At 59.9% G+C, this 15,176-nt stretch carries 21 protein-coding genes; 15 read left to right on the forward strand and 6 right to left on the reverse strand.

The features are described from left to right. Window positions 1–222: 222 nt before the first annotated feature. Window positions 223–930, reverse strand: a complete 708-nt coding sequence (locus D1646_RS13815; protein WP_160637019.1) for a response regulator transcription factor — start codon at window positions 928–930, stop codon at window positions 223–225. Beyond that, complete coding sequence (locus D1646_RS13820) at window positions 927–2,090, reverse strand: DUF4118 domain-containing protein (RefSeq protein WP_160637020.1); 1,164 nt, start codon at window positions 2,088–2,090, stop codon at window positions 927–929. The genes D1646_RS13815 and D1646_RS13820 overlap by 4 nt, the downstream gene beginning before the upstream one ends. Before the next feature lie 235 nt (window positions 2,091–2,325). On the opposite strand from D1646_RS13820, the gene pyrE reads away from it, so the two are divergent. The 4 genes from pyrE (at window position 2,326) to uvrB (ending at window position 6,337) form a co-directional block, all read left to right on the forward strand. After that, window positions 2,326–2,997 (forward strand): orotate phosphoribosyltransferase, encoded by a 672-nt coding sequence (gene pyrE, locus D1646_RS13825; protein WP_160637021.1) that lies wholly within the window; start codon window positions 2,326–2,328, stop codon window positions 2,995–2,997. Window positions 2,998–3,010: 13 nt separating this feature from the next. Then, window positions 3,011–3,484 (forward strand): hypothetical protein, encoded by a 474-nt coding sequence (locus D1646_RS13830; protein ID WP_160637022.1) that lies wholly within the window; start codon window positions 3,011–3,013, stop codon window positions 3,482–3,484. Between the two features lie 29 nt (window positions 3,485–3,513). Continuing rightward, window positions 3,514–4,242, forward strand: a complete 729-nt coding sequence (locus D1646_RS13835; RefSeq protein WP_243154179.1) for a JAB domain-containing protein — start codon at window positions 3,514–3,516, stop codon at window positions 4,240–4,242. Between the two features lie 124 nt (window positions 4,243–4,366). After that, entirely contained in the window at window positions 4,367–6,337 is a 1,971-nt protein-coding gene (gene uvrB / locus D1646_RS13840) for an excinuclease ABC subunit UvrB (RefSeq protein WP_160637023.1), read from the forward strand. On the opposite strand, the gene D1646_RS13845 is transcribed toward uvrB, so the two are convergent. After that, window positions 6,315–6,584: a hypothetical protein gene (locus D1646_RS13845; RefSeq protein WP_160637024.1), complete on the reverse strand. Its 270-nt coding sequence runs from the start codon at window positions 6,582–6,584 to the stop codon at window positions 6,315–6,317. The two genes, uvrB and D1646_RS13845, sit on opposite strands and share 23 nt — an antisense overlap. 49 nt (window positions 6,585–6,633) lie before the next feature. Between D1646_RS13845 and D1646_RS13850 the strand changes: the two genes are divergently transcribed. Genes D1646_RS13850 through ybaK form a run of 4 tightly spaced genes read left to right on the forward strand, consistent with a single transcriptional unit; the run spans window position 6,634 to window position 7,997 of the window. Then, a complete protein-coding gene (locus tag D1646_RS13850; protein ID WP_160637025.1) occupies window positions 6,634–6,864 on the forward strand; it encodes a helix-turn-helix transcriptional regulator in 231 nt (76 codons plus the stop codon). A gap of 27 nt (window positions 6,865–6,891) precedes the next feature. Continuing rightward, window positions 6,892–7,134, forward strand: coding sequence for a helix-turn-helix transcriptional regulator (locus D1646_RS13855; RefSeq protein ID WP_160637026.1), 243 nt, complete (start codon window positions 6,892–6,894; stop codon window positions 7,132–7,134). A gap of 41 nt (window positions 7,135–7,175) precedes the next feature. Further along, complete coding sequence (locus tag D1646_RS13860; RefSeq protein WP_160637027.1) at window positions 7,176–7,502, forward strand: hypothetical protein; 327 nt, start codon at window positions 7,176–7,178, stop codon at window positions 7,500–7,502. 15 nt (window positions 7,503–7,517) lie between these two features. Next, complete coding sequence (gene ybaK, locus D1646_RS13865; protein WP_160637028.1) at window positions 7,518–7,997, forward strand: Cys-tRNA(Pro) deacylase; 480 nt, start codon at window positions 7,518–7,520, stop codon at window positions 7,995–7,997. On the opposite strand, the gene D1646_RS13870 is transcribed toward ybaK, so the two are convergent. Then, a complete protein-coding gene (locus D1646_RS13870; protein WP_160637029.1) occupies window positions 7,925–8,152 on the reverse strand; it encodes a hypothetical protein in 228 nt (75 codons plus the stop codon). The genes ybaK and D1646_RS13870 overlap by 73 nt on opposite strands. An 84-nt stretch (window positions 8,153–8,236) precedes the next feature. Here D1646_RS13870 and D1646_RS13875 point away from each other — a divergent pair, with 84 nt between their 5' ends. The 5 genes from D1646_RS13875 to uvrA all read left to right on the forward strand — a co-directional run bounded on the left by D1646_RS13875 (window position 8,237) and on the right by uvrA (window position 13,552). Beyond that, complete coding sequence (locus D1646_RS13875) at window positions 8,237–8,470, forward strand: helix-turn-helix transcriptional regulator (protein WP_243154180.1); 234 nt, start codon at window positions 8,237–8,239, stop codon at window positions 8,468–8,470. Next, complete coding sequence (locus D1646_RS13880; protein WP_160637030.1) at window positions 8,467–9,012, forward strand: N-acetyltransferase; 546 nt, start codon at window positions 8,467–8,469, stop codon at window positions 9,010–9,012. The genes D1646_RS13875 and D1646_RS13880 overlap by 4 nt, the downstream gene beginning before the upstream one ends. 11 nt (window positions 9,013–9,023) lie before the next feature. After that, window positions 9,024–9,800 carry a DUF3788 family protein gene (locus D1646_RS13885; protein ID WP_160637031.1) on the forward strand — a complete coding sequence of 259 codons (777 nt, stop codon included), beginning with the start codon at window positions 9,024–9,026 and terminating at the stop codon, window positions 9,798–9,800. Between the two features lie 51 nt (window positions 9,801–9,851). Beyond that, window positions 9,852–10,640 carry a hypothetical protein gene (locus D1646_RS13890; RefSeq protein WP_160637032.1) on the forward strand — a complete coding sequence of 263 codons (789 nt, stop codon included), beginning with the start codon at window positions 9,852–9,854 and terminating at the stop codon, window positions 10,638–10,640. A gap of 86 nt (window positions 10,641–10,726) precedes the next feature. Beyond that, window positions 10,727–13,552, forward strand: a complete 2,826-nt coding sequence (uvrA, locus tag D1646_RS13895) for an excinuclease ABC subunit UvrA (protein WP_160637033.1) — start codon at window positions 10,727–10,729, stop codon at window positions 13,550–13,552. A 4-nt stretch (window positions 13,553–13,556) separates the two neighbouring features. Here uvrA and D1646_RS13900 read toward each other — a convergent pair whose 3' ends face one another. Beyond that, window positions 13,557–13,901: a HepT-like ribonuclease domain-containing protein gene (locus D1646_RS13900; protein WP_160637034.1), complete on the reverse strand. Its 345-nt coding sequence runs from the start codon at window positions 13,899–13,901 to the stop codon at window positions 13,557–13,559. Then, a complete protein-coding gene (locus D1646_RS13905) occupies window positions 13,891–14,190 on the reverse strand; it encodes a nucleotidyltransferase domain-containing protein (RefSeq protein ID WP_160637035.1) in 300 nt (99 codons plus the stop codon). The genes D1646_RS13900 and D1646_RS13905 overlap by 11 nt, the downstream gene beginning before the upstream one ends. Window positions 14,191–14,270: 80 nt before the next feature. On the opposite strand from D1646_RS13905, the gene D1646_RS13910 reads away from it, so the two are divergent. Both D1646_RS13910 and D1646_RS13915 read left to right on the forward strand, forming a co-directional pair. After that, window positions 14,271–14,768 (forward strand): small multi-drug export protein, encoded by a 498-nt coding sequence (locus D1646_RS13910; protein WP_160637036.1) that lies wholly within the window; start codon window positions 14,271–14,273, stop codon window positions 14,766–14,768. Window positions 14,769–14,827: 59 nt separating this feature from the next. Continuing rightward, window positions 14,828–15,157 carry a hypothetical protein gene (locus D1646_RS13915; protein WP_160637037.1) on the forward strand — a complete coding sequence of 110 codons (330 nt, stop codon included), beginning with the start codon at window positions 14,828–14,830 and terminating at the stop codon, window positions 15,155–15,157. The last annotated feature ends 19 nt before the right edge of the window (window positions 15,158–15,176 follow it).

Below are 15,176 nucleotides of genomic sequence, written 5' to 3' on the forward strand. Positions count from 1 at the left end.
CAAGCGGCGCATCCGCTTGCCCCCTTTGGCAAAGGGGGTGAGCGAAGCGAAGGCGGGGGATTGTCTTAGGGAATCTGCTTCTATTTGAGTTTTTAATGTAGAAGCAGTGCCAGCAAGTCAATCCCCCCAGCTTTGCCGGGCCATAAAGCGGCAGGCTAGGGTCGTCCCATCCTACAAAAGATACTTTACGAATTAAAGAACCGAATTTTTTCCAGAAGCTGCCTAGTCGTCCAGCATCCGGTAGCCAATGCCCAGCTCGGTGTGGATGTACTTGGGCTCGGAGGGGTTTTCCTTCAGCTTCCGGCGGATATTGGCCATATTGACCCGGAGGATCTGGTTGCTGCCGCTGCCGCCATAGGGGCCCCAGATATGCTCCAGAATAAAGTCGTAGGTGAGCACCTTTCCCGCATGGATGGCCAGCAGCTCAATAATTTTAAACTCGTTCTGGGTGAAGTGGATTTCTTCGTCCTTCAGGAAAATCTGGTGGCGGGAGAGGTCGATGGTCAGGTCCTTGATCTGATAGATATCCCGCTGGATGCCCTGGCTCAGCTTCATCCGTTCCGCGCGGCGCAGGGCGGAGCGGATACGGGCCAGCAGCTCGGACACGCCGAAGGGTTTTACCACATAGTCGTCGGCCCCCATGTCCAGGGCCCGCACCTTCTCCGACTCCCGGTCCCGGGCGGAAATAATGATAACCGGGATCTCCCGGGGCAGATCCCGGAGCTGGGCAAGGATCTCCAGCCCGTCCATGTCGGGCAGCCCCAGGTCCAGCAGCACCAAGTCCGGGCCGTGGGAGAAAAACAGGGACAGGCCCTCTTTGCCGGTGAAGGCGGGGATGGTCCGGTAGTCGTTGGCGGCCAGGGCCCGGCTGATAAAGTTGCTGATGGCCCGGTCGTCCTCGATCATCAAGATAGTCTGTTTCTCGTTCATGGTGTTCCTCCTTCTGCGGGCAGGCCGAAGCGGAAGACGGCGCCTCCGCCGGGGCGGTTGCCGGCGGTGAAGCAGCCGCCGTGGGCCTTGATAATGCTCTGGCAGACGGACAGGCCGATGCCCATGCCCCGGGTCGCGTCCCCTGACAGGGGCATGGCCTGACCGGCCTGGATGGCCCGGAGCACCTCCTGACTCAGCCCCCGGCCTCGGTCGGCCACCTCAACCATCGCCCAGTCGTCCTGGCGGTACAGGCGCAGGGTAATGTGTTCCCGGTCGCCAGAGTGGCGGATGGCGTTCTCCAGCAGATTGACAATGACCTGACGGATGAGCAGGGGGTCCATGGGCAGGTAGAGGATGTCCTCCGACAGGTCCAGCTCCACCGGGCAGTTGTGGAAGCGCCGCCGGGTTGCCAGCAAGGCGTCTCCGGCCACCTCCTCCAGCATCTCCTCCCGGGTATTCAAGGGGATGGTGCCGTCCTGAATGCGGGTCACCGACAAGAGGTTTTCCACCATGGCGATGAGGCTGTCGGCGTCCTGCTTGATGTCATAGAGCATGGACAGATTTTTCTCCGAAATCTCCGGGGTTGACAGCAGCACCGACGCCGCCCCGGAGATGGAGGTGAGGGGGGTGCGCAGGTCGTGGGAGACCGCCCGCAGGATGCTCTCCCGAATGGAGATGCGCTCAGATTGGAGCTGGATGGCCGCCTTCTCCGCGTTGAGCCTTGCGTTTTGCTCATACAGCGCCTTGGCCTGCTTCTCCCGGCGGACGGCCTCGATGGCCTGCTTCTTCACCCGGGCGGTGAGAGCGCACACCACGCAGGAGATGGCGATCATGGACAGCATGGCCACCGGGTAGCCGGTGCGGCTGAGGGAGAAGACGGCGTAGGGCTCCATAAAGTACACGTTGATGCTGAGGGCCCCGATGATGGAGGCGGCAATGCCGTAGGCGTATCCGGAGGTGAGCAGAGAGATGAGTACTACCGCCAGCACAAAGACCAGGGCGGAGTTGTTCTCACCGCCGGTGTGGGTGATGAGGGCCCGGCTGGCGAAGTAGGCGGCGCACAGAAACAGGGCGGTGACCCCCGGATTTCGGAGGATGGGGGGAATGCGGTGAAACTGGCCGTCCAGCCAGTGATATAACTGTGTGAGACGTGAGGACACGGCGCGCCCCTCCTCCTTCTGTTCTGTGGTGATTATACCAAAAAAGCGGAGAAAGGTAAAGGGCGGGCCGGAGGGTTGAAAAATCTTAACGCGGTCGAAATATGCCGGCGTTTTTTGTCTCCTTACCTGGCGGCAAACCCTTGTACAGCCCGGAAAAGCGTGGTATAATACTCAATCAGAAATGAGATCATCCCACCGGCGGAGCCGGACACACAGAGGAAAAGGAGTTTTTCACATGAACTATCAGGAGGAATTTATCACCTTCATGGTGCGCTCCGGTGTGCTTACCTTTGGGGACTTCACCACTAAGTCAGGGCGGAAGACCCCCTACTTTGTGAACACCGGCAACTACAAAACGGGGGCTCAGGCGGCCCGGCTGGGGGACTACTACGCCGCCTGCATTCAGGAGCATATGCCCGAGGGCATCGACTGCCTCTTCGGCCCGGCCTACAAGGGTATTCCCCTGGCCGTGTCCGCCGCCGCCTCGCTGTACCGCAGTTACGACCGGGACCTGCCCTACTGCTTCAACCGCAAGGAGGTCAAGGACCACGGCGAGGGGGGCTCCATGGTGGGCTACAAGCCCAAGGCGGGGGACCGGGTGGCCATTATTGAGGACGTGGTCACCGCCGGCACCGCCGTGCGGGAGTCCATCCAGCTGTTCCAGCAGGTGGCCCCGGTGGAGATGAAGGCCCTCTTCGTCTCGGTGGACCGGATGGAGCGGGGGACCCGCAGCTGCTCCACTCTGGATGAGCTGCGCCAGGACTACGGGATCCAGGTGTACCCCATCGTCACCGTGCGGGAGATCATCGAATTTCTCCACAACAATCCGGTGGACGGCAGGGTCCACATCGACGATGACATGAGGGCCCGGATGGAGGCCTATCTGGCCGAATACGGCGCGAGATAAGGAGGATTGCCCAATGTGCTTTGACCGGGTTGATTATTATTGCGACAAGGCGCGGAAGGTCTACTGCCAAACCGAGGCCAAGGAGGAGAGCGCCCTCACAGAGGACGACGAGTATGAGATCACCCGCCGGGCGGGCAACCACATTGGCTTTTTCCTCACCTGGATTGTTCGGAGAAGGTTCAACGGGGAGCTCCACCGGGAGATTCCCGAAATTTTGGAGGCGGTGAAAGCCGGCAGGCTGCTGGGGGTTGACTTTTTCCTGCGCTACTGCGACGGCAAGTTTTGGGATGAGGACCTGTGTCCAGAGATTCTGCCCTTTGTGGAGGACTACTACGGCGGCGGACAGTACTGGACGGACTACGTAGGGTGGGTCCTGGACGACCTGTGCGACCTGCCCCTGGAGTTTGTGGGCAGCTGGGAGGACTACCTCCAGTTTGAGCCTCTGCTGGACCGGGCCTATGGGACATTTTGCGGGACCCATTCATAAGGAAGGGCTGACATGGGAGGGGAGCAGCGATGGCAGAGAAAAAGATGGCCGTCCACACCGGGCACCGGGGCCGGGTGAAGCAGGAGTTTTTGGCCCGGGGAATTGAGGGCTGGCCCGACCACAAGGTTCTGGAGCTGCTGCTGTTTTACGCCAACCCCCGCGGGGATGTGAATCCGCTGGCCCACACGCTGATGGACCGGTTCGGCTCGCTGGACCGGGTCCTGGACGCCCTGCCCGGGGAACTGATGCAGGTGTCCGGCCTGGGGGAGCACTCCATAACCCTGCTGAAACTGGTCCCCGCCATTCTGGGTCGCTATCTGAGCCAGCGCGCCAACCCGGGGCAGACCATCCACACCACCGAGGAGGCGGGGGCGGTGCTGTCCGGGCACTTTGCCGGTGCGCGGAACGAGAAGGTATATCTCCTGTGTCTGGACGCCAAGCGGAAGCTGATTGGGGTGTGCTTCATCTCCGAGGGCAACGTACACAACTCCGATGTGACCATCCGGCGGGTTGCGGAGGAGTGCCTGGCGCTGAAGGCCAGCTACTGCTATTTGGCGCACAACCATGTGAGCAACGTGGCCCTGCCCTCCGAGGAGGATATCAATAGCACCGACGTGGTGAGGAGCGCCCTGGAGCCCCTCCAGGTGCAGCTGGTGGACCACCTGATCTTCTCGGACGATGATATGGTGTCCGTTGAGGAGTCCCGGGCCCGGGGCTGGACGAGGGGCTTCCAGATGATCTCCCCCGGCTTCTGGTAAATAAAGAAAATGATTCTTCCCACCCCGTTTTGAGGTGGGAAGAATAAGTTGTAGAAAATTTGCGTTTTCCCTTGATATAGAACATTAGTTCTGCTATAATAGAGGCGGCAGAGAGGTGAAGGATATGCCTAAATTTGAAGTGGTATCAGAATATACCCCCAGCGGCGACCAGCCCGAGGCCATTGAGGCGCTGTCCAACGGCATCGAGATGGGGCTGGATGAACAGACCCTGCTGGGGGTCACCGGCTCCGGAAAGACCTTCACCATGGCTAAGATCATTGAGAAGGTCCAGCGGCCAACCCTGGTGCTGGCCCACAACAAGACGCTGGCTGCCCAGCTGTGCGCCGAGTTCAAGGAGTTTTTCCCAAACAACGCGGTGGAGTACTTCGTCAGCTACTACGACTACTACCAGCCCGAGGCCTATATTCCCCACACCGACACCTTCATTGAGAAGGATTCCTCCGTCAACGAGGAGATCGACCGGCTGCGGCTGTCCGCCACCGCGTCGCTGCTGGAGCGGCGGGATGTGATTGTGGTGTCCTCCGTGTCCTGCATCTACGGCCTGGGCGAGCCGGAGGACTACGGCAAGATGATGGTCTCCCTGCGTGTGGGGGCCGCGCTGGAGCGGGACGAGCTGTTGAAAAAGCTGGTGGCCATCCGCTACGAGCGCAACGACATCGCTTTCGAGCGCAATATGTTCCGGGTCCGGGGGGACACGGTGGAGGTGTGGCCCGCCTACTGGAAGGACACCGCCATCCGGGTTGAGTTCTTCGGGGACGAGATTGACCGCATTTCCGAGATCAACGTGGTCACCGGCGCCCCCATCCGGCGGCTGAACAACATCCCCATCTGGCCCGCGACCCACTATGTGACCCCCAAGGACAAGATGGACGCCGCCATTCAGGAGATCTACAAGGAGATGGAGGAGCGGGTTGCCTTCTTTGAAAGGGAAAACAAGCTGATTGAGGCCCAGCGCATCAAGCAGCGCACCCTCTACGACATTGAGATGATGCAGGAGTTGGGCTACTGCTCCGGCATTGAGAACTACTCCCGAGTCATTGAGGGCCGCCCGGTGGGGTCCCCCCCTCACACGCTCATGGACTACTTCCCAAAGGATTTTGTGCTGTTCATCGACGAGAGCCACGTCACCCTGCCCCAGGTGCGGGCCATGTACAACGGCGACCGGGCCCGAAAGACGACCCTGATCGAGTACGGCTTCCGCCTGCCCTGTGCCTTTGACAACCGGCCCCTGAAATTTGAGGAGTTTGAGAAGCGGGTCAACCAGATCGTCTATGTCTCCGCGACCCCGGGGGAGTACGAGCGGACCCGTTCGGGGCAGATTGTGGAGCAGGTCATCCGGCCCACCGGACTGCTGGACCCGGTGATTGAGGTCCGGCCGGTGGAGGGGCAGATTGACGACCTCATCGGGGAGATCAACACCCGCACCGCCCGGGACGAGCGGGTCCTGGTGACAACCCTCACCAAGCGGATGGCAGAGGATTTGACCACCTACCTCCAGGGGGCGGGCATCAAGGTGCGGTATATGCACCATGATATCGACGCCATGGAGCGCATGGAGATTATCCGGGACCTGCGCCTGGGTACCTTCCACGTGCTGGTGGGCATCAACCTGCTGAGAGAGGGCCTGGACCTGCCCGAGGTCTCCCTGGTGGCCATTCTGGACGCGGACAAGGAGGGCTTCCTGCGCTCTGAGACCTCCCTGGTCCAGACCATCGGCCGGGCTGCCCGGAACGCGGAGGGCATGGTGGTCATGTACGCCGACACCATAACCCCCTCCATGCGCCGGGCCATCGACGAGACGGAGCGCCGCCGGGAGAAGCAGGACGCCTTTAACAGGGCCCACGGCATCGTGCCCAAGACGGTGATTAAATCGGTGCGCAATCTGCTGGACTTGGACACCCAGGACGACGCCAACACCGCCGAGCGCCGGGGCGAGGTCCAGGGCCTGACCAAGCAGCAGAAGGCGGAGCGCATCGCCAGGCTGGAGAAGGAAATGCGAGAGGCCGCCAAAATGCTGGAGTTCGAGCTGGCCGCCGCCCTGCGGGACCAGATTATAGAGCTTCGAGGGAAATGAACCCGTCAGGCGGGATATCCAGCGCCAGAGACAGACCCGCCTGAACGCCATAGGCAAAGGACTGCGCCCCCCAGGAATGTTTCATGCTGTTCAGCAGGTCGAAGGACAGCAGGCGTTCATGGGTTGGCAGAGTCTTGGAAAACGCCAGCCATTCCGCCTTTTGGAGTTGGTAGGGCAGGGAAAAGGCTTCCTCATTAAATCGGGGCGCGGCGTAGTGGTCATAGAGCCATTGATAAAAATCGTTCATAAATATATCCTCCTTTAGCGCAATTTGGTGATGTGTCAAGAGGTGCAGGATGGAATTATTAAAAATGATGGGAGAAAGATTGAAGACCCTGCGTGAAGAGGAGCATTTGACGCAAAAAGATATGGCGGAGCTGCTGAATTGCACGCCCAGCCATTATCAAAAGATCGAATATGGAAAGGTAAATATTTCTGTTTCGATGCTGGCTCTGCTGTCAGATCATTTTCACGTCTCCACCGATTATATCCTGGGACGGGCGGAGAATCAGGACATCAACCGTTGATGCAGGACAATTTGGTGGCATATTAGTATGAAGAGTAAATTTGATAAATTAGAAGTATTTGCTGCACGTCTTCGGGAATTGCGGCAAGAAAAAAATTTGACCCAGAGGCAGATGGGAGACCTTATGGGAATCACAGAACGAAATTATCAGCGCTGGGAAAAGGGAGAGGTCAATGCGTCAGGGACCGCGTTGATTTTTCTGGGCGATTATTTTGGCGTCTCCGCTGATTATCTTCTAGGCCGGACAGAGAACCGGGAGATCAACCGCTGAAACATCGTCTTGGCTGAATATGCAGACAAAGGAGAGATTACATGGGTGGTCTTATTGTTGTTGTCATGCTGCCAATGCTGCTGCCGCTGGCCCTTTTGTACCTTCTCAGGGTTGCGCTGCCCCTGATTCTGCCTATTCTGCTGGTCTGGAATGTGCTGGTCCTGGGGGTGCTGGTTGTGGTCCGCTGGCTGTGGAAGCGCACCGGCACCATGGACCGGGAATATCTCAGCGCCCAGCCCGACTGGAAACGGATTTTGTTTACCGTGGTGAAGTACGGCCTGCTCCTGTTCATCCTCTGGGAGGTCCTGCTGGTGCTCCTGTGCGGGGCCTGGATGTTCTGGGGGCATGAACTGCTGTTTGGGATATAAAATAAGGGGAATCATATGGCAAAAGAGGAAAAAACCAACGTAATGCGGGTCCTGGAGCAGCACAGCATCCCCTACACCCCCCACACCTACGACCCGGGGGCGGGACTGGACGGGATCAGTGTGGCGAAGCAGCTGGGGCAGGACCCGGCCTGTGTGTTCAAGACTCTGGTGGCCCGGGGGGCGTCAAAGGGGATCTACGTCTTTGATATCCCGGTTGCGGAGACCCTGGACCTGAAAAAGGCGGCTAGGGCGGTGGGGGAAAAATCCATCGCCATGGTGCCCCAAAAGGAGCTGCTGCCCCTGACGGGCTATGTCCACGGCGGCTGCTCCCCGGTGGGGATGAAAAAGCAGTACCCCACCGTGTTTGACGAGACGGCGGAGCTGTTCGACACCATTATGGTCTCCGCGGGGAAAATCGGCTTTCAGGTGGAGCTCTCCCCCGCCGCCCTGCTGGAGCTGGTGGGGGCGTCCACGGCGGATTTGACATCGGGATAGGTGTCCATTTCCTGGAACTGACTTAATTCCCGGCCCAGGGACAGACCGAAATCAACCCCCATGGCGAAGGCTTGCAGAGCCTCCTCTTTCCGGCTTTCAGGGATAGTGTAGTCGCTTTTCAGGATTTGATAGAGAAAATAGATGGTGTTATCCATATTTATAGACCTCCGGCATATGTGATTTAATCTCCATGAATTATTATAACATGAGATAAAAGTTCCGTCAATAGGAGAATTAGAATGATGGAAATTAAGATGCCCCTTTTGAGTCAGCGATTAAAATTGCTGCGGAGCGAAAAAAATGTGACTCAGCAGAATATGGCTGAACTGTTGGGGAAGACCAGCCGTCATTATCAGGATATCGAATCTGGAAAGATCAATATTCCGAGCCTGACCCTAATCAAGTTAGCAGACTATTTTGGAGTTAGTCTTGATTATTTGGTGGGCCGCAGTGAGGACAGGAGGATGTTATGAGCTTGATGAACTGGCCCAGTCCCGCAAGCCTCCCCGATACCATCCGCCCTGTCCGGGAGGAGGACTTCCCTGCCGTCTATGAGCTGGTGAAGACCGCCTTTCAGACCGCCCGGGTATCCGACGGCACAGAGCAGGACTTTGTGGAGCAGCTGCGCCGCCGGGAGGGCTTTTCCCTGGAGCTGGCGGCGGAGCGGGAGGGGGCGCTCACCGGGCATGTGATGCTCACCGAGACAGAAGTCCCCTGTCCTCCCGGGCAGGACCCCAAGGAATGGAAATTCCTCATGCTGGCCCCCCTGTCGGTGCGGCTGGAGGACCGGGGCCGGGGACTGGGCGGGGCCCTCATAGGGGCGGCGGTCCAGCGGACAGAGGCCAACGCCATCTTTCTGGTGGGCGACCCGGGCTACTACGGTCGGTACGGCTTTGAGAACGCGGTGGAGTTTGGCTTCACCAACGCCAGCGGTGTGCCCGACCAGTACCTGCTGGTCCTGCCCCTGGAGTCAACCCTGCGGGACCGGGCTCGGGGTCCGGTAAATTTGCACTAGGAGGAAGTGACATGGCAAGCAATCCTGATTTTGTGGCCTACATCTGCGAACAGCTGGAGGGCCTGGGGGCGGTGCGCTCCCGGAAGATGTTCGGGGAGTACATGGTCTACCTCAACGACAAGCCGGTGCTGATGATCTGTGACGACCGGCCCATGGTGAAGATGCTGCCCTGCTTGGAAACGCTGCTCCAGGGCCGTCCCACCCAGCCGCCCTACGAGGGGGCCAAGGACCACTACCTGCTGGACCCCGACGACCGGGAGACTTTGCGGGAGGCGGCCCGGCTGGCGGAGGAGGTGACCCCTCTGCCCAAGAAGCGGGCCCCGAAGAAGAAGGCCCCGGCGGAGGGTCCGGTACCTTGGGATGTGGCCTGGCCCCAGCAGACCAAGCCGGAGCTGGAGGATATGGACCGCTGGGTTAACAGCCCGCTGTTTCCCGCCCTCCGGAGCTGGCTGGCGGACACCTACCAGGCGGAGCCCTCGGTGGAGTTCAGCAAGTGCGCCCTGGACAAGGGCTGGAATGTCAAATATAAAAAGGGGAGCAAGTCCCTGTGTGTCCTCTATATCCGCTCCGGGGGGTTCGCCGCCATGGTGACCCTGGGGGCTAAGCAGATGGCCGAGCTGGAGGTCCTCCTGCCCACCTTTTCCGACTCCTTCCGCGAGAGGTTTGAAAAGACCCCGCTGTTCAACGGCGGCAAGTGGCTGACCCTGGACGTGAAGGAGCCCCGGCAGCTGGAGGAGGTCCAGCGGCTGATTCTGATGAAGGCGAAGCCGGTGAAAAAAGAGGCTTGAATGAGGCTGTAGAGGCGGCCAGCGATTGTCCAGCGGGAGGCGAACATAACAATGGCGTTTATATTCTGGACTTTTCTGCTGCTCCCCGCAATGGCGCTGGGCCTGTTGCTGGAGGCGATTTTTACACCCATTCTCGGTCCGCTTGAGCCGGTGATTCGGTGGCTGTCCCAGCCGGCGGTGTTTTATACGATTGTCAAGCTGATTCTGGGCTTCAACATACTGGTGCTGCTCGCCTTTCTGGCCATCCGGCGTCGGATGAAGCGGGCGGGCAGGCTGGCGTGGCCCTATATCGACAGCTTTCGAGGCTGGAAGCACCTGGGGCTGATCGCGGTGAAGCTGGTCCTGTATCTGGGCCCTCTCTGGGAGGCGGGGGTGATCGCCGTCTGCGCCCTTCTCCTGGTCATCCAGCCCGTCCACGAGCCTGCCCCCGTTATGCCGCGGCATCCGGAGTTTGACGGCAGCTGGACCGTCACGGAATGCGCGGCGGTGACCCCCTTTTGTCCCCTGACCCAGGAGGAGCTGGACGCCTGCGTGGGGACCGTCATCACCTATGACACCAGCTACTTTGAAAAGAATGGTACCACATACCGGGAATACAACGGTCTGACCGTATGGGACACCTATTATCCTGCTGAGGCCATGGACTACACAACCCTCACAGCGGAGGAGTTTGAGGAACTGTTTGAGCTCTCCGCCGCCGATTTGGGCTACGAAAGCTACGCCCTGTCCTACAGCGTCCTGACCCTGGCGGAAGGCGCGGAGCCGGTGCTGGGGCAGGAGATTGTGGGCTGGTGGCTGTACTGGCAGGGGGCCTTTTTCCTGGCAGAACCGGTGGAATAGGTCTTGACAATAAAAATTCATTCCATTATCCTAAAGAAAAACCATGACTTCCCGCCCCTGGCGGAGCAAAAAGGAGAAGCGGCACCATGCACACACACATTACCGTCAAGGGCGCACGGGTCAACAACCTGAAGAATATTGACGTAAAAATCCCCCGGGACAAGCTGGTGGTGCTCACCGGCCTGTCAGGCTCCGGGAAGTCCTCCCTGGCCTTTGACACCATCTATGCCGAGGGCCAGCGGCGGTATGTGGAGTCTCTGTCCTCCTACGCCCGAATGTTCCTGGGCCAGATGGAGAAGCCCGACGTGGACTACATCGACGGCCTGTCCCCGGCCATCTCCATCGACCAGAAGACCACCAGCAAAAATCCCCGCTCCACCGTGGGCACGGTGACCGAGATTTACGACTACTTGCGCCTGCTGTGGGCCCGGGTGGGGACCCCTCACTGCCCCATCTGCGGCAAGGAGATCAAGCAGCAGACCATTGACCAGATCATCGACCAGGTGCTGGCCCTGCCCGAGGCGACCCGCATTCAGGTTATGGCCCCCATCATCCGGGGGAAGAAGGGGGAGCACGCCAAGATCTTTGAGGACGCCCGGAAGTCGGGCTATGTGCGGGTGCGGGCGGACGGCTCTCTCTACGACCTGAGCGAGGAGATCAAGCTGGACAAGAACAAAAAACACCACATCGAGATCGTGGTGGACCGGCTGGTCATCCGGGACGACATAACCCGCCGGCTTACCGACAGCGTGGAGATCGCCTCCAACCTGGCGGGGGGGCTGGTGATTATCAATGTGGCGGGGGAGGACCGGGACATTATGTTCTCCCAGAACTACGCCTGCGAGGACTGCGGCGTGTCCATTGAGGAGCTCTCCCCCCGGATGTTCTCCTTCAACAATCCCTTCGGCGCCTGCCCCACCTGCACCGGCCTGGGCTCCCAGATGAAGCTGGACCCGGAACTGGTCATCCCCAATCAAAACCTGTCCATTGTGGAGGGGGCCATCACCGCCTCCGGGTGGAACAACATCAAGTCGGACGGAATCGCCCGAATGTACTTTGACGCCCTGGCGAAGAAGTACAAGTTCAAGCTGAATACCCCGGTGAAGGACCTGCCCAAGGAGATTATGGACGTCATTCTCTACGGCACCAACGGGGAGAAGCTGACCCTCCACTACGACCAGCCCCGGGGCAAGGGGACCCTGTACCAGCCCTTTGAGGGCATCGTCAACAATCTGGAGCGCCGCTATCGGGAGACCCAGTCCGACGCCGTGAAGCGGGAGCTGGAGGAGTGTATGTCCCAGTGCCCCTGCCCCACCTGCCAGGGGCGGCGGCTGAAAAAGGAGTCGCTGGCGGTGACGGTGGGGGGGCTGGATATTGACAGCTTCTGCCGCAAGAGCGTCACCGAGGCCCTGGACTTTGCGGAAAAGCTGGTCCTCAACGAGACCCAGGCCATGATCGCAGCCCAGATCCTGAAGGAGATCCGCAGCCGCTTGGGCTTTCTCCAGTCGGTGGGGCTGCAATACCTGACCCTCTCCCGGGAGGCGGGGACCCTCTCCGGCGGCGAGAGCCAGCGCATCCGCCTGGCAACCCAGATCGGCTCCTCTCTGATGGGGGTGCTGTATATTTTGGACGAGCCCTCCATCGGCCTGCACCAGCGGGACAACGACAAGCTGCTCCAGACCCTGAAGGAGCTGCGGGACCTGGGCAACACCCTGCTGGTGGTGGAGCACGATGAGGATACCATGCGCGCCGCCGACTACATCATCGATGTGGGCCCCGGCGCGGGGGTCAACGGGGGGACGATTGTGGCCGCCGGGACCCCGGAGGAGGTCATGGACAACCCCGCCTCCATCACCGGGGACTACCTCACCGGGCGCAAAAAAATCCCCGTCCCCGTGGAGAGAAAGAAGGGGAGCGGGCGCTATTTAAAGGTATACGGCGCGGCGGAGCACAACCTGCGCCATGTGGATGTGGAGATTCCCTTGGGTACCTTCACCTGCGTCACCGGGGTTTCGGGGAGCGGAAAGTCCTCCCTGGTCAACGAAATCCTGTACAAAAAGCTGGGGGCCGACCTGAACCGCACCAAGACCCGGGCGGGAAAGCACGACCGGATTGAGGGGGAGGAGTTTCTGGACAAGGTCATCAACATCGACCAGTCCCCCATCGGCAGGACCCCTCGATCCAACCCCGCCACCTACACCAATCTGTTCAACGACATCCGGGAGCTGTTCGCCTCAACCCCCGACGCCAAGAGCCGGGGCTACGGTCCAGGGCGGTTCTCCTTCAACACCCGGGGGGGCCGGTGCGAGGCCTGTACCGGCGACGGCCTGCTGAAAATCGAGATGCACTTCCTCCCCGATATCTACGTCCCCTGCGAGGTGTGCAAGGGCAAGCGGTACAACCGGGAGACCCTGGAGGTACGGTACAAGGGCAAGAACATCTACGAGGTGCTGGAGATGACGGTGGACGAGGCTCTGCCCTTCTTCGAGAACCTGCCCAAAATCTACAACCGCCTGAAAACCCTGGAAGAGGTGGGCCTGGGCTACGTGAAGCTGGGCCAGCCCTCCACCGAGCTGTCCGGCGGCGAGGCCCAGCGGGTCAAGCTGGCCACCGAGCTCAGCAAGCGCTCCACCGGCAAGACCATCTATATCCTGGACGAGCCCACCACCGGCCTCCACTCCGCCGACGTGCATAAGCTCATTGAGGTGCTCCAGCGGCTGGTGGAGGGGGGCAACACCGTGGTGGTCATCGAGCACAACCTGGACGTCATTAAAACCGCCGACTATATCATCGACCTGGGCCCCGAGGGGGGCGACGGCGGCGGCCAGGTCGTCTGCACCGGGACGCCCGAGGAGGTGGCCGCCTGCGCGGGGTCCTATACGGGACAGTACCTGAAGAAGATGCTGGAATGAGGGATTACCGCTCAGCCGAGAGGATTTCTTCGATTTTTGCCCTCAGGACAGGAATATCCCGCTCCACAGTATCTCGGACAACTCCCATATCAATACCGGTATAGTCGTGGATGATTAAGTTTCGCATTCCTTTGATCTGCTTCCAAGGGATGTCCGGGTGCTGTGCTTGCAGTTCGGCGGAGATGCGACCGGACAATTCGCCGATTTGGGCCAGGCTGAAGGCTGTTAGGATCACGGGATTGGAAAAGGGACCGGGTTCATATTCGGAACGGACCGCCTGATAGTCTATCTCCGATTTGCGGGCCCACTTGACCATTTTTTCCAGAAGGATACGGTCCTTACCGGTCATAAACAATCACCCCTGTTTTCTGTATCTCCCGCTCTGCCGCCTGGCCGGGGAGGATATCCTTTTTCTCAAAAAGCTCTACCGGGATGGAGAAGGCCTCCTGAAGAGCCTCGTAAACGCCCCAAAAGGCAAAATTGTGGGTACAGCCATCCATATCCACCACCAGGTCCAGGTCGCTCTCCTCTCTGGGACAGCCCTTGGCGTAGGAGCCGAACAGGATTGCTTGTCTGACCGGGGTGGCTGCCAACTGGCGGGCCAAAATCGACTTGATATCGGAAATGGAATAAATCATACTAGCCACTCCTTTCTGCTTGTGTTATATTATACCATAGAACGCACATATATCAACGAAAAAATAGCTAGGAGACTTCCATGGAACTCTTTCAATATCTCACCAGCGCTACACAGGGAAAAATGCTGCTGACCATGCTGGTGTCCATGATTCCTGTGATCGAGCTGCGGGGCGGGCTGCCCTTCGGGGTAGCGCTGGGGCTGCCCTACTGGCTGGCCTTTCCGGCGGCGGTGGCGGGCAACCTGCTCCCCGCCCCCTTTATCATCGTCTACATCCGCCGTATCTTTGAGCTGATGCGGAAATATTTCCCCAGGCTCAACGGTCTGGTGGACCGGCTGGAGAAGAAGGCCCATCTCAAGGGTAAGAAGGTGCAGAAGTACCAGTATCTGGGGCTGTGGCTCTTTGTGGCCATTCCGCTGCCCGGGACGGGGGCATGGACCGGCTCACTGGCCGCCGCATTTTTGGGGATGCGGCTGAAAAAGGCCATGCCCGCCGTGGTGCTGGGGGTACTTACTGCGGGCTTCATCATGCTGGGGCTGACCCATGTGGGGGTCAATCTGTTTTCGGGGACGGTCTGAGGGCCGGCGGTACACCGAAGAGGCAGATTGTGCATAGAATACCCCGGAGGTGGTTCTCTGTGGGTGTGTTGGATATCCTGCTGGCCCTGGTCAGCGGACTGGGGCTGGCCTTTGTGCTGTGGTGGCTGTTTGGACTGCTGCTGCGTCCGCTGCCGGCCCGGGCGGCCAGGGTCGTGCTGACCGGGCGGGGCGAGGGAGAAAATCTGGAGCAGCTGGTGCGCTCCTTCGTCTGGCTGCGGGGACTGGGGCTGCTGCGGTGCCCCATAGTCATTGCCGACGCGGGGCTGACCCCGGCGGGCTGGGAGCTGGCCCTGCGCCTCACCGCCCGGTGGCCGGAGGTGATCCTGTGGCCGGCATCCGATTTGGGCGACTACATTTCCCGGGTGTGACGGACGCCGGGACGACGAA

The sequence above is a fragment of the Pseudoflavonifractor sp. 60 genome (assembly GCF_009911645.1).
Taxonomy (GTDB): Bacteria; Bacillota; Clostridia; order Oscillospirales; family Oscillospiraceae; genus Lawsonibacter.